This is a genomic window from Amycolatopsis echigonensis, assembly GCF_014174495.1.
Lineage (GTDB): Bacteria > Actinomycetota > Actinomycetes > Mycobacteriales > Pseudonocardiaceae > Amycolatopsis > Amycolatopsis echigonensis.
Genome location: NZ_JACJHR010000050.1, coordinates 1 through 12,691 on the forward strand (window position 1 = coordinate 1; position 12,691 = coordinate 12,691).

Below are 12,691 nucleotides of genomic sequence, written 5' to 3' on the forward strand. Positions count from 1 at the left end.
ACTTTACGGGGCGGGTACAGCGATTTCCGCGCCCGTCGGCAGATCCCGCATGCGCCGCAGCGGCGAGCAGATCACCCACAGCGCGCCCGCGACCGGCCCGGCGGTCCCGATGCACAGCGCGGCGGTGAGCCCGAGCCATTCGCCGAGCCCGCCGCCCAGCAGCCCGCCGAGCGGCAGGGCGCCCCAGACGATGAACCGGACACTCGCGTTCATCCGGCCCAGCAGCCGGTCCGGAGTGATCGCCTGCCGGTAGGAGACCTGCGCGATGTTGTAGAGGATCACGCCGAACCCGAACGCGGCCATCCCCAGCCCGGCGAGCGCGATCCGCCAGTCCGGACCGGCGAACAGGACCAGGATCCCGCCCGGCCACAACAGCACCGGGACCAGCCAGATCGACCGGGCCTGCCCGATCTTCCGGATGATCGGCCCGGCGCACAGCGCGGCCGCGATGCCGCCGACACCGCTCGCCGCGAGCAGCCCGCCGACCTCGGCCGGTTTCAGCCCGGCGGTGCGGGTCAGGTACAGCACCTCGACGGCTTGCACCACGCCGCTGAACAGGTTCGACGTGGCCGTGCAGGCGACGATCGCGCGCAGCGGCCGGTCGGCGACGATGAACCGCAGGCCTTCGAGCATCTGCGGCACCAGCCGGTCGCGCTTTGAGCGTTCCGGGAGGGTTTCGACGGTACGGATGCGCCACAGGCACAGCGCGGAGGTGAGGTAGCCAAGGCCGGTGACCAGGACGGTGCTGGCCGCGCCGAGGAACTGCACGAGCACGCCGGCGAGGCTCGGCCCGGCGATCTGCGCCGACGACTGCACGCCCTGCAGCTTCGCGTTGCCCTCCAGCAGCTTCTCGCGGCCGACCAGCGCGGGCAGATACGCCTGGTAGGAGACGTCGAAGAAGACCGTCGCGAAGCCGACGAACAGCACGACCGCGAGCACCTGCGCCATGGTGAGCACGCCGGCCCACCAGGCGAGCGGGATGCTCAGCAGCAGCACCCCGCGGACCACGTCGGCGGCGAGCATGAGCGGCCGTTTGCGCATCCGATCCACCCAGACGCCCGCGGGAAGGCCGAGGACCAGGAAACCGAGCGTCTCGGCCATGGTCAGCAGGCCCATCTCGAACGGAGTGGCGGCCAGCGTGACCGCGGCGAGCAGCGGAATGGCCGTGACCCCCACGAACATCCCCAGCTGGCTCGCCGTGTCCCCGGCCCACAGCCTGCGGAAATCGGCGTGGAAGAACAGTGAGTCGCGACGCACCCGATCGAGTGTTGTCGAGTGATTGGAAAGTGTCAATCACTTTGTCTAGGCTGCGCGGATGCCGTTGCACCGACGTCCCTCCACCGAAGCCGAGGCGGCCGCGCTCGCGTCCGGAATACGGCTGCGCATCATCCGGTTGACGTCTTTCGAGGCGATGACGAACAAGGAGCTGGCGGCGCGGCTCGGCCGCGACCCGGCGACCACGCTGCACCACGTGCGGCGGCTGGTCGACACCGGTTTTCTCGTTCCCCAGGAACCGCGGCGCGGCGCGCGCGGGGCGAAGGAGATCCCGTACCTGTCCACCGGGCTTTCCTGGCAGCTGGAGAACGCGGACGGCAGCGCCGTCGCGATCAACGAGGCCATGCTCGAGGCGTATCTGGCCGAAATGGCCGAGGCGGACCTGGAGACCACGGACACGACGCGACTCGTGGTCCAGGTGGGTCCGGAGGAAGTCGCGGAGTTCAAACGGCGGCTCGAAGGACTGCTCGAAGAGTTCAAGGCCCGGCCCCGCGATCCGGCCGCGGAACGCACGGCCGTGTACGTCTCGGTTTATCCCAGCAGGTAATCCACTCGGCTCCCGCGCGGAAACGTGGGACCATGGAGGCACGATGACAGAACAGACACACACCGACCTGAACAGCACAGAGTTCTACGACGACGACCCCTACGACCCCTCGGTCGGGGAGATGGAGCTCGAGGACCGCGCGTCATTGCGCCGGGTCGCGGGCCTGTCGACCGAGCTCGAGGACATCACCGAGGTCGAGTACCGGCAGCTTCGGCTGGAGCGCGTCGTGCTGGTCGGCGTGTGGACCGAAGGCACCGCCCAGCAGTCCGAGGCGTCGCTGGCCGAACTGGCGCGACTGGCCGAGACGGCGGGCTCGGAGGTGCTCGAAGGCCTCGTCCAGCGGCGGCAGAAGCCCGATCCGGCGACGTACGTCGGGTCCGGCAAGGTACGCGAGCTGCGCGACGTGGTCGTGGCGACCGGCGCTGACACGGTGATCTGCGACGGCGAGCTTTCGCCCGGCCAGCTGCGCCAGCTGGAGGAGAAGGTCAAGGTCAAGGTGATCGACCGGACCGCCCTGATCCTCGACATCTTCGCCCAGCACGCCCGTTCCAAGGAGGGCAAGGCGCAGGTCGAGCTGGCCCAGCTGCAGTACCTCGTCCCGCGGCTGCGCGGATGGGGTTCGGCGCTGTCCCGGCAGGCAGGCGGCCGCGCTGGCGGCGCGAACGGCGGCGTGGGCCTGCGCGGGCCCGGTGAAACGAAGCTGGAGACGGACCGGCGGCGGATCAGCAAGCGCGTGGCGAAGCTGCGCCGGGAGATCGCCGCGATGGACACCATCCGCGAGACCAAGCGCGGCAAGCGCGTGGCCAACGAGGTGCCGAGCGTGGCGATCGTCGGCTACACCAACGCCGGCAAGTCGAGCCTGCTCAACGCCCTGACCGGGGCCGGGGTGCTGGTGGAGGACGCGCTGTTCGCCACCCTCGACCCGACCACGCGACGGGCGCAGACGGCCGACGGGCGCACGTTCACGCTGACCGACACGGTCGGGTTCGTGCGGCACCTGCCGCACCAGCTGGTGGACGCGTTCCGCTCGACGCTGGAGGAGGCGGCCGACGCCGACCTGCTCGTGCACGTCGTGGACGGTTCCGACCCGGCCCCGGAGGACCAGGTCAGCGCGGTGCGCGAGGTGCTCGCCGAGATCACCCGCAGCCGCAAGGAGCCGCTCCCGCCGGAGCTTCTGGTGATCAACAAGGCCGACGCGGCCGACGACGTCACCCTGGCCCGGCTGCGGCACGCGCTGCCCGGTTCGGTGCAGATTTCGGCGCGCACCGGTTCCGGCGTGGCTGACCTGGCCGAGGTGCTGGCCGAACGGCTGCCGCGGGCGGACACGGTGATCGACGTGCTGGTCCCGTACGCGCGGGGCGAGCTCGTGTCGCGAGCGCACGCGGAGGGCGAGGTGCTGGAAGAGGAGCACGTCGCCGACGGCACGCGCCTGCGGGTGCGGGTCCGGCCGGACCTCGCCGCGGCTCTGCGGGCGTTCGAAACCAACGCCTCGGCGCTCTGAACGTCTTCCGTAGTGCACGGCCCGGGCGGGTCGTGCACTACGGAGGTGAACTGGTGCGGGTCGTCCTGGCACTGACGGCTGTTCTGATGCTCGCGGGCGCGGTCCCGGCTGCGGCAGCTCCGCCGCCTGCTCCGGAAGCGCTGTGCCAGGTCACGGACAAGCGCCTCAACGAGCTGTCCGGACTCGTTTCCGACGGCGAGCATTGGTACGCGATCAACGACGGCGGCACCAAGGTGCAAGTCTTCGTCCTGGACCCGAAATGCCAGGTGAAGGACGTCCTGACCGATCCGACGGATCCATACGACGTCGAAGACCTCGCCCGCGGCAAAGACGGCACCCTGTGGCTTTCCGACACTGGTGACAACCGCGCCACACGCGAAACGGTCGCGCTGCTGGAGCTGAAACCGGCCGGCGGCGCGGCAGTCGTGCATCGCTTGACCTATCCGGACGGTCCGCACGACACCGAAGCCCTGGTTCTGGACCAGTCCGGCACGCCGTTCCTCGTGACCAAAGACCTGCTGGGCGTTTCCAAGGTGTACAAACCGTCGGGCCCGCTGGCGGCTCCCGGCCCGACGAAACTGGAGCAGGTCGGCACGCTGCGCGTCCGCAGCACCGACACGCCGGGCGGTCCGGTCGGCTCGTTCGGTTCGGCTTTGATCACCGGAGGCGCGACCAGCGCGGACGGCACGGTCGTCGCGCTGCGGACTTACACGGACGCGTATCTGTACGCGGCCCCGGACGGCGACGTGGCGGCAGCTTTGCAACGCGAGCCGGTGCGGATTCCGCTGGCGAACGAGAAACAGGGCGAAGCTATTGCTTTCGAACCGGACGGCACGCTGTTGTCCGCGAGCGAAGGCGTCGGCGAACCGGTGCGGGCGATCAAAAACGCGACGGCCTTGGTCACGCCGCGCGCGCCCGCGCCGAAGCCTGGTGGCGCCGCTACTCCGCAGCCCGCTGAGCAGGACTCCGGTGGTTTCCCGGTCGCTCCCGCTGCCGCCGTTGCGGCGGTGGTCGTTCTCGGTGCTGGGTTCCTGGTGGCCAGGAAACGCCGCCGCTCCTGACGCGGCACTGTTCGCTGATCGTGCGCTGTTTTCTGACGCGCCGCCCTTTCTGAGTTGTCGCCGCGCCAGATGGGCCGTCGTGCGGGATGCGCCGCCGCACTTGACGCGGCACGGTTCCTGGTCGTGCGCTGCTTTCTGACGCGCCGTCGCGTCTGAGTCATCGCCGCGCCGGATCCGCCGCCGCGCGGATGCGCCGCAATGCCGGACGCGTGCCGGATGGGCTGCCGCGCCGGACGTGGCGCCGCACCTGACGTGGCACCGCGTCGGAGCTGCCGCTGCTGCTGATGTGGCGAACCTCTACGGCCTTCGACCGGAATCCTGAGTGCTCGCTCCCCTCGCCCGGAGCCCTGGGAGGGGAGCGCGCCCATGCTCAGAGTCGGCGCAGCACCGCCACGACCTTGCCCAGAATCGACGCGTCGTCGCCGGGAATCGGCTCGTACGCGTCATTGTGCGGCATCAGCCACACGTGTCCGTCCTTGCGCTTGAAGGTCTTCACCGTGGCCTCGCCGTCGATCATCGCGGCGACGATGTCCCCGTTCTCCGCGGCGGGCTGCTGCCGGACGACGACCCAGTCGCCGTCGGTGATGGCGGCGTCGACCATCGAATCGCCGGTGACGCTCAGCAGGAACAGCTCGCCCTCGCCGACGATTTCGCGCGGCAGCGGGAAAACGTCCTCGACGGCCTGCTCGGCGAGCACCGGACCGCCCGCCGCGATCCGCCCGACCAGCGGCACGTACGCCGCCTTCGGCACGGACGGCTGCTGGTCCATCTCGATGCCCATCGGGTTGTCGTCCGTGGACGCGAGCACGCCCACCGCGCGCGGCCGGTTGGCGTCGCGGCGCAGATAGCCCTTGCGCTGCAGCGCGCGCAACTGGTGCGACACCGACGACGTGGACGTGAGCCCCACCGCCTCGCCGATCTCGCGCACGCTCGGCGGGTAGCCGAAGCGGCTCACCCACGTGCGGATGACGTCGAGCACCTGCTGCTGGCGGACGGTCAGCGTCTCGTCCACGTCGTACACCTCGGGCATGGCGCTTACCTTCCCCGTGCTCTCGTGACCGGATTCGCGCGCGGATTGTGCGGATTGTGCGGACGCCTTGCCTCGCGAGGCCCCCTTGGCCCCTTTCGCCGCGGTGCCCTTCACCGTGTCCTTCTCCAACGCTGCGTCGCCTCCAGCTGTCCCGCGGCCGCCGTGTCGGCGGCCGCGCGTTTCCGCGTGCGCCGGTCCGGAATCCGCGTTTTCCGCGAACGCCCGTCCGGCGGCACCCGCCGGAGCCGGTCCGGCAGATGTCCTGGTCACCGACGTTAGCCACCGCGCGCGACGATTTCAAACATCTGTTCGATCGACACGCCGTGTCCTCTCGATTTTGTCGGTGCGGGGTGGTAGACCTTCGCACGGACGTTCGATAGAACGCCTGTTCGATCTGGACCGCTGCGGCGCAGGTGTACGGCCCGGACCGGACGGATGCGCAGGTCACGAGGAGGTTCCGGCATGTCGATCCTGGCAGATCGCGGGCTCGTCCGCCCGCTTCGGCCCGTCCCCGCCGTCCGCCCCGCCGAGGGCGGCGCCGCGTCGGACGGACCGGTCCCGGCCCGGAGGGAACCCGGGTCCGGCGGTCCGGCACGTCGGTCGCGGCGGCGCGCGGAGCGCGGCGAAGCCACCCGAAAGGATGGTGTTGCGGAGGGCGCTGACGCCGAATCCGCCGCTGACTCGGCAGCGGCGGCCGGTTCCGGCGAGGTGGTGGAGCTTCGCGGCCGGACCAACGCCCGACGCGGCCTCGGCGCGGATCTGCCCGGCGAGGATTCCCTCGGCGCGGCAGGCCGAGGCGACTCGCGGCGGCGTCGCGGTGCGGGCGAGCCCCGGGGTTCGCGCGGCGAGGCCGGGCGTGGGCGCTCCTGGCACGCGGCAGCCGAGGCTGGCCTCCCCGACGGCGAGCGAGCTGAGTCCGCGCGGTCGGTGCCGGGCGATGCAGCCGGGCGGGTCGGCCCCCGGTCGGCGGAGGGCTACACGGCTTCGATCGAACCGATGCCGCTCAACCGAGGCGCGCGGTCGGCGGGGGAATCTGCCGGGTTCGCGGCCGCGCTCGAACGAGGCGCGCGGTCGGCGCGCGAGGTTGCCGACCTGCGCTCCGCCGCTGCTGTTCGGTCCGCTGAGCGCGCAGGGTTCCAGACCTCGGCTCCTTCGGCCGCCGAGCCCGGGGAAGCTGCGGTCCGGAAGTCCCGCGAGATGCGCGGCCGCACCGCCGTCCAGTCCGCGGAGCGTGCCGGGTTCCAGACATCGGCCCCGTCCGCCGTCGAGACCGAAGTAGCTCCTGCGCGCGGCCGCACCGCGGTCCGGTACATCCCCGTCGCCGTTCCGGGCAACCCCGGCCGCACCGCGCGCGAGCGGCGTGGCGAGCCGTTGCGACCGCCGTCGCGGGCGCGGGTCGTCGCCGGGCAGCGCGGCGGCGTGGCCTGCAAGAGCGAGGCCCGCCCGTCGGTGCGGTGGCCGTGGCTGTTCGCGATCGCCTTCGTGGCTTGCCTGATCGTCACCGGGCTCGGCGTTTTCGGCGCGGGAGTGTCCAGCGGCCCGGTGCCGTCGCGGACCGCGTCCGTTTCCGTGCAGCCCGGCGATTCGCTCGGCGCGCTCGCCGCCCGGTTCGCGCCGGACGCGGACCAGAGCGCGGTCGTCGAACGCATCAAGGAGCTCAACAACCTCGACGACACCGCTCTGCTGCCCGGCATGCCGCTCACCGTGCCGGTCGCGTGGCCCGGCAGCGGACAGGGCGGGGAAGCGGGCACCGCGGGGCCATGACTGTCGGAAACCACCCGGTCGCATCTTGCGCAACCGCTCTTTCACCCTCTCGGGTTCCTTGCGCCCGCCCCGGAGGCGATCTAAGGTCTACCCCTATATCTAGTAGTTACACCGCTGTAGTTGGTCCACAGGTAGGGGTAGACTGGCGGCAGTTGTCCACAGCCGGCCGGCAGTTGCCCACCGGATGTCCACAAGTCGATCACCAGGCGCGGGGTCGCGCGCGGTGACCGCGGTCCAGGCCGTAGCGTGGCGGCAGGGGCCGGTGGGGACAGGAATCGACCGGCGCGGAGGGGAAGGTGATCGGCGGATGAGGTGCCCGTTCTGCCGGCATGCGGACTCTCGGGTCGTCGACTCCCGAGAGGTGGACGAGGGACAGGCGATCCGGCGGCGGCGTTCGTGCGCCGAGTGCGGACGGCGTTTCACCACGTCGGAGACGATGGTGCTGGCCGTGGTCAAACGGTCCGGCGCCACCGAGCAGTTCAGCCGGGACAAGGTGGTCAACGGAGTGCGGCGGGCCTGCCAGGGCCGTCCGGTCGACGACGACGCGCTGCAGAAGCTCGCGCAGCGCGTGGAGGAGTCGATCCGGTCCGCCGGGCTGGCCGAGATCCCCAGCCACGAGGTCGGCCTCGCCATCCTCGGCCCGCTGCGCGAACTGGACGGCGTCGCGTATCTCCGGTTCGCCAGCGTCTACCGCTCCTTCTCCTCGGTCGAGGACTTCGAGAAGGAGATCGCCGACCTGCGGAAAGCCATGGCGGGAACTGCGGAGGACCAGGAAAGCGAGCGCGCCGGCGACGACTGAGCCGTCACCGGTCGCGGGGAGCGAGGGACAGGACCGCATGACCGAAACCGTGGGAACCGGCGCGGCGGCCGGACAGAACAAGAAGCCGAACAAGGGCCTCACCGTCCGGCGGGTCTTCACCACCGAGGGGATCCACCCCTACGACGAGGTCGCGTGGGAGACCCGCGACGTCGTCATGACGAACTGGCGCGACGGCAGCGTCAACTTCGAGCAGCGCGGGGTCGAATTCCCCGAGTTCTGGTCGGTCAACGCGACCAACATCGTCACCAGCAAGTACTTCCGCGGCGCGGTCGGCAGCCCGCAGCGCGAGAGCAGCCTCAAGCAGCTCATCGACCGCGTGGTGCGCACCTACGTGAAAGCCGCCGCCGACCACGACTACTTCGCCGGTCCGTCCGACCTCGAGATCTTCGAGCACGAGCTCACCTGGATGCTGCTGCACCAGGTCTTCAGCTTCAACTCCCCGGTGTGGTTCAACGTCGGCACGTCGTCGAAGCAGCAGGTGTCCGCCTGCTTCATCCTCGCCGTCGACGACACCATGGAGTCGATCCTCAACTGGTACCGCGAGGAAGGCCTGATCTTCAAGGGCGGCTCCGGCGCGGGCCTCAACCTCTCGCGCATCCGGTCCTCGAAGGAACTGCTCACCTCCGGCGGCACCGCGTCCGGCCCGGTCTCGTTCATGCGCGGCGCCGACGCCTCCGCGGGCACCATCAAGTCCGGCGGAGCCACCCGGCGCGCGGCGAAGATGGTCGTGCTCGACGTCGACCACCCGGACATCGAGGAGTTCATCCAGACCAAGGCGCGCGAAGAGGAAAAGATCAAGGTCCTCCGCGACGCCGGGTTCGACATGGACCTCTCCGGCTCCGACATTTCCTCGGTGCAGTACCAGAACGCGAACAACTCGGTCCGCGTGTCCGACGAGTTCATGCACGCCGTCGAGAACGGCACGGACTTCGGCCTGCGCGCCCGGCTCACCGGCGAGGTCATCGACCGCACCGACGCGAAGAAGCTGTTCCGCAGCATGGCGCAGGCGGCGTGGGAATGCGCCGACCCGGGCGTCCAGTACGACAGCACGATCAACGACTGGCACACCTGCCCCGAATCGGGCCGGATCACCGCCTCGAACCCGTGCAGCGAGTACATGCACCTCGACAACTCGAGCTGCAACCTCGCGTCGCTCAACCTGCTGAAGTTCGTGTCCGAAGAGGGCACGTTCGACGCGCCGCTGTTCGCGAAGGCCGTCGAGTTCGTCATCACCGCGATGGACATCTCGATCTGCTTCGCCGACTTCCCGACCGAGCCGATCGCCGACACCACGCGCAAGTTCCGCCAGCTCGGCATCGGCTACGCCAACCTCGGCGCGCTGCTGATGGCGCTGGGCCACGCGTACGACTCCGAGGGCGGCCGCGCGCTCGCCGCCGCGATCACGTCCCTGATGACCGGCGTGTCCTACCGGCGTTCGGCCGAGCTGGCCGGCGTCGTCGGACCGTACGAGGGCTACGCCCGCAACGCCGAGGCGCACCAGCGCGTCATGCGCAAGCACGCCGCGGCCAACGAACTGATCCGCACCTACCACAGCAACGACGCCGCGGTCCGCGCGCTGGCGTCGGAGGAGTGGCACAAGGGCATCGAACTGGGCACCCGCAACGGCTGGCGCAACGCGCAGGCCTCGGTGCTCGCGCCCACCGGCACCATCGGCTTCATGATGGACTGCGACACCACGGGCATCGAGCCGGACTTCTCGCTGGTGAAGTTCAAGAAGCTCGTCGGCGGCGGGTCCATGCAGATCGTGAACCAGACCGTGCCGCGCGCCCTGCAGGTGCTGGGCTACCAGCCCGAGCAGGTCGAGGCGATCGTCGAGTACGTCGCGCAGCACGGCCACGTGGTCGACGCGCCGGGCCTGCGCCCCGAGCACTACGAGGTGTTCGACTGCGCGGTCGGCGACCGGTCCATCGCGCCGATGGGCCACGTGCGGATGATGGCCGCGGTCCAGCCGTTCATCTCGGGCGCGATCTCGAAGACGGTCAACATGCCGGAGTCGGCGACCGTCGAGGACGTCGAGGAGATTTACTTCCAGGGCTGGAAACTCGGCCTCAAGGCGCTCGCGATCTACCGCGACAACTGCAAGGTCGGCCAGCCGCTGTCCACGGCGAAGAAGAAGGAAGCCGCGGCGGACACCGAGCCGGAAAAGATCGTCGAATACCGCCCGGTGCGCCGCCGTCTGCCGAAGAAGCGCCCGAGCCAGACGGTGTCGTTCACCGTCGGCGGGGCCGAGGGCTATCTGCACGCGGGTTCGTACCCGGACGACGGCCTCGGCGAGATCTTCGTGAAACTCGGCAAGCAGGGCTCCACGCTGTCCGGCGTGATGGACGCCTTCTCGATGTCCATCTCGGTCGGCCTGCAGCACGGCATCCCGCTCGAGTTCTACGTTTCGAAGTTCTCGAACCTGCGCTTCGAACCGGCAGGCATGACCGACGACCCGGACATCCGGATCGCCACGAGCGTCATGGACTACCTGTTCCGCCGCTTGGCGCTCGACTACCTGCCGTACGAAAAGCGGGCCCAGCTGGGCATTTTCACCGCGGACGAACGCTCGGCCGAAGTCGAGGCGAACTACGGCGGCCAGAACATCGACCTCGACGCGCTGCGCAGCAGTGTGGATTCCTCGCCGGCTCGCACGGAAGAGTCCACAACGGACACTTCGGCGCGCGACGCGCACAGCACGGCCGAACTGATGGAACTCCACCTCGGCAAGGCGGCGGACGCACCGCTCTGCATGACCTGCGGAACGAAGATGCGGCCCGCGGGATCGTGCTACGCCTGCGAAGGCTGCGGGGCCACGTCCGGCTGCAGCTGATCGGCAGCCGTTCAGGCGCATCTAGGTCGAGCGGGGTTCCGGAAATCCTCCGGGGCCCCGCTCGGCTCAGGCACGGGGAATGGCACCGGCGGCTGGGGAGGAACGGTGGGATGCCAGGGCCGGAGGCGCGGTTCGTGCGGCAGGACATCAGCCTCGGCCGCCGGGGCGCATCACCGGTCCGCCGACCGTCCTCTGCCTGTCGTGCCGACGGGCTCAAAATCGGCCTGGTGCACGGAAACCATCAGCGCGAGCGGCATGCCTGACCCTGCGATGAACTTGGCGCGCAAACGACGTCAAGACAGCATCTGCGCGACTCCCTCGCCGAATGACCAGTCCACCTCGTGGTTCTCCGTCACACTGAAGAAGACATTCCGCGGTTCGATCCCCGTCGCCTCGGCGATGAGTTCGGTCGCTCGCCGGTACAGCGCGGCTTTCTGTTCGTTAGTGCGGCCGGCGCGCATCGTGATGGCGATGTAGACGATGTCGTCGTCGCGGTGGACGCCGAGGTAGCCCGGGTCGTACCGCAGACGGTCGGTGGCGTGGCTGTTCAGGATCTGGAACCGGTCGTCCACCGGGACGTTGATGGTTTCGGTCATCGCCTGGTGCACGGCGTCGCCGATGGCGGGCAGACGGTCGGCGTTGGGTTCGGTCAGCACGTCGATGCGGACGAGCGGCATGGGGCGACCTCTCAGTTCAGCTGGTCGATATTCGGACGGGACAGGTGCAGCACGCGGTACTGGACGCCGGTGTCCTCGGCCGGGGCGGTGGTCCAGAGGGTGAAGCGCACGGTTTCCCAGCGCCGCGGGTCGATGGCCAGCGCGGTGGTGTGCACGGCTGGATTGCGGGACAGCCGCGCGAGTTCGGCGAGTTCGCGGTCGATGCCCTCGGAAAACCGGCCTACGCGTTTCGTCGCGAACTCCGGGGCGCTCGCTCGCGCTGGGCCGGGCAGGCAGCTCGCGCCGGTCCAATGCTGCACTGGCGGTCGGCCGAAGTCCTGGACTATGCCGTCGAATCCGCCGCCGCCCCACAGGAACCGGCTCATTCCGGCGGTGTCGGTCCACAGGTAGAACGGCGCGTAGTGGTTGTCTCGCACCAGATATGCCTTGAGTCCCAACCCGGGGAACGCGTCGGTGCGATGGCCGCGGGTCGCGACTCGGTGCTCGATGTCGTAACCGTCGGGCAGGTCGATCTCGTACTGCATGGCGTACATCGCCGTCACCGCCGTTCGAGGAGCGCGAGTGCGCCGCGGATCGCTTGGTCGAACGGCTCGACCGTCCCGGACGACCGGGCGAGGACGTATCCGCCCTGCAGCACTGCGACGAGCGCGGTCGCGGTCGCGGCGGGATCGAGATCGGCCGGCAGCTCGCCGTTCGCGATGCCCTCGGCGAGCACTTCGGCGAGACGGCCGCGCAGCCAGTCGAACGTTTCTTCCAGCGGCGCACGCAATTCCGGGTTCGCGACGATCTCGGGATCCAGCGCCAGCCGTCCGACCGGGCAGCCGCGCAGGACGTCCCGTTCGCGCAACAGGTAGGCGGAAACGCGTTCGACCGCGGTCGTGCCCTGGGCGAACGCGGCCTCGGCGGAGGCGCGCAGATCGGCGGCGTTCTGCCGGATCGCGGCGAGTGCCAGGTCGGCCTTGCCGGCGAAGTGGTGGTACATGCTGCCCTGTCCGGCCCCGGCGCGCTGCTGGATCGCTTTCGGGCTGGTGCCGACGTACCCCCGCTCCCACAGCAGGTCCTGAGTGCTCGCGATGAGGTGATCTCGGGCGGACATGACCTCAGCGTACATACTAGTAGGTACAGAGACAAGGACGGCAGCTCCACCGAACCTCCACAATCTCCCCGCCAGACCGGCACATCG

At 69.9% G+C, this 12,691-nt stretch carries 12 protein-coding genes; 6 read left to right on the top strand and 6 right to left on the bottom strand.

Features of this window, described 5'->3' with window-relative positions; translation table 11 throughout:
* Window positions 1-3 precede the first annotated feature (3 nt).
* Complete coding sequence (locus tag H5411_RS29205) at window positions 4-1,257, bottom strand: MFS transporter (RefSeq protein WP_101434859.1); 1,254 nt, start codon at window positions 1,255-1,257, stop codon at window positions 4-6.
* 58 nt (window positions 1,258-1,315) lie between these two features.
* Here H5411_RS29205 and H5411_RS29210 point away from each other — a divergent pair, with 58 nt between their 5' ends.
* From H5411_RS29210 to H5411_RS29220, 3 genes are read left to right on the top strand one after another with little or no spacing between them, the layout of a single operon-like run.
* A complete protein-coding gene (locus tag H5411_RS29210) occupies window positions 1,316-1,822 on the top strand; it encodes an ArsR/SmtB family transcription factor (protein ID WP_101434858.1) in 507 nt (168 codons plus the stop codon).
* Between the two features lie 43 nt (window positions 1,823-1,865).
* Window positions 1,866-3,323 carry a GTPase HflX gene (gene hflX / locus H5411_RS29215; protein ID WP_101434857.1) on the top strand — a complete coding sequence of 486 codons (1,458 nt, stop codon included), beginning with the start codon at window positions 1,866-1,868 and terminating at the stop codon, window positions 3,321-3,323.
* A gap of 53 nt (window positions 3,324-3,376) precedes the next feature.
* On the top strand, window positions 3,377-4,384 hold the full coding sequence (locus H5411_RS29220) for a hypothetical protein (protein ID WP_312878645.1): 1,008 nt from the start codon (window positions 3,377-3,379) through the stop codon (window positions 4,382-4,384).
* 370 nt (window positions 4,385-4,754) lie between these two features.
* Here H5411_RS29220 and lexA read toward each other — a convergent pair whose 3' ends face one another.
* Both lexA and H5411_RS29230 read right to left on the bottom strand, forming a co-directional pair.
* The gene (lexA, locus tag H5411_RS29225; protein WP_067593639.1) at window positions 4,755-5,414 is read right to left on the bottom strand and encodes a transcriptional repressor LexA; all 660 of its coding nucleotides are present in this window, start codon (window positions 5,412-5,414) and stop codon (window positions 4,755-4,757) included.
* 444 nt (window positions 5,415-5,858) lie between these two features.
* Window positions 5,859-6,287 (bottom strand): hypothetical protein, encoded by a 429-nt coding sequence (locus tag H5411_RS29230; protein WP_143271355.1) that lies wholly within the window; start codon window positions 6,285-6,287, stop codon window positions 5,859-5,861.
* Between the two features lie 123 nt (window positions 6,288-6,410).
* Between H5411_RS29230 and H5411_RS29235 the strand changes: the two genes are divergently transcribed.
* From H5411_RS29235 to H5411_RS29245, 3 genes are all read left to right on the top strand, one after another.
* Window positions 6,411-7,178 (top strand): LysM peptidoglycan-binding domain-containing protein, encoded by a 768-nt coding sequence (locus H5411_RS29235; protein WP_244194543.1) that lies wholly within the window; start codon window positions 6,411-6,413, stop codon window positions 7,176-7,178.
* Window positions 7,179-7,485: 307 nt separating this feature from the next.
* Window positions 7,486-7,977 carry a transcriptional regulator NrdR gene (nrdR, locus tag H5411_RS29240; protein WP_101434855.1) on the top strand — a complete coding sequence of 164 codons (492 nt, stop codon included), beginning with the start codon at window positions 7,486-7,488 and terminating at the stop codon, window positions 7,975-7,977.
* A gap of 37 nt (window positions 7,978-8,014) precedes the next feature.
* A complete protein-coding gene (locus H5411_RS29245; RefSeq protein WP_101434854.1) occupies window positions 8,015-10,831 on the top strand; it encodes a vitamin B12-dependent ribonucleotide reductase in 2,817 nt (938 codons plus the stop codon).
* Between the two features lie 293 nt (window positions 10,832-11,124).
* On the opposite strand, the gene H5411_RS29250 is transcribed toward H5411_RS29245, so the two are convergent.
* Genes H5411_RS29250 through H5411_RS29260 form a run of 3 tightly spaced genes read right to left on the bottom strand, consistent with a single transcriptional unit; the run spans window position 11,125 to window position 12,604 of the window.
* The gene (locus tag H5411_RS29250; protein ID WP_183125683.1) at window positions 11,125-11,508 is read right to left on the bottom strand and encodes a tautomerase family protein; all 384 of its coding nucleotides are present in this window, start codon (window positions 11,506-11,508) and stop codon (window positions 11,125-11,127) included.
* An 11-nt stretch (window positions 11,509-11,519) separates the two neighbouring features.
* The gene (locus tag H5411_RS29255; protein ID WP_183125684.1) at window positions 11,520-12,041 is read right to left on the bottom strand and encodes a DUF4865 family protein; all 522 of its coding nucleotides are present in this window, start codon (window positions 12,039-12,041) and stop codon (window positions 11,520-11,522) included.
* Between the two features lie 5 nt (window positions 12,042-12,046).
* Window positions 12,047-12,604 (bottom strand): TetR/AcrR family transcriptional regulator, encoded by a 558-nt coding sequence (locus H5411_RS29260; protein WP_220817639.1) that lies wholly within the window; start codon window positions 12,602-12,604, stop codon window positions 12,047-12,049.
* Window positions 12,605-12,691: the final 87 nt, after the last annotated feature.

Coding starts and splice junctions, on each gene's coding strand:
- H5411_RS29210 (WP_101434858.1), top strand. CDS start 1,316: ATGCCGTTGCACCGACGTCCCTCCACCGAAGCCGAGGCGGCCGCGCTC.
- hflX (WP_101434857.1), top strand. CDS start 1,866: ATGACAGAACAGACACACACCGACCTGAACAGCACAGAGTTCTACGAC.
- lexA (WP_067593639.1), bottom strand. CDS start 5,414: ATGCCCGAGGTGTACGACGTGGACGAGACGCTGACCGTCCGCCAGCAG.
- H5411_RS29235 (WP_244194543.1), top strand. CDS start 6,411: ATGCCGCTCAACCGAGGCGCGCGGTCGGCGGGGGAATCTGCCGGGTTC.
- nrdR (WP_101434855.1), top strand. CDS start 7,486: ATGAGGTGCCCGTTCTGCCGGCATGCGGACTCTCGGGTCGTCGACTCC.
- H5411_RS29245 (WP_101434854.1), top strand. CDS start 8,015: ATGACCGAAACCGTGGGAACCGGCGCGGCGGCCGGACAGAACAAGAAG.
- H5411_RS29250 (WP_183125683.1), bottom strand. CDS start 11,508: ATGCCGCTCGTCCGCATCGACGTGCTGACCGAACCCAACGCCGACCGT.
- H5411_RS29255 (WP_183125684.1), bottom strand. CDS start 12,041: ATGTACGCCATGCAGTACGAGATCGACCTGCCCGACGGTTACGACATC.
- H5411_RS29260 (WP_220817639.1), bottom strand. CDS start 12,604: ATGTCCGCCCGAGATCACCTCATCGCGAGCACTCAGGACCTGCTGTGG.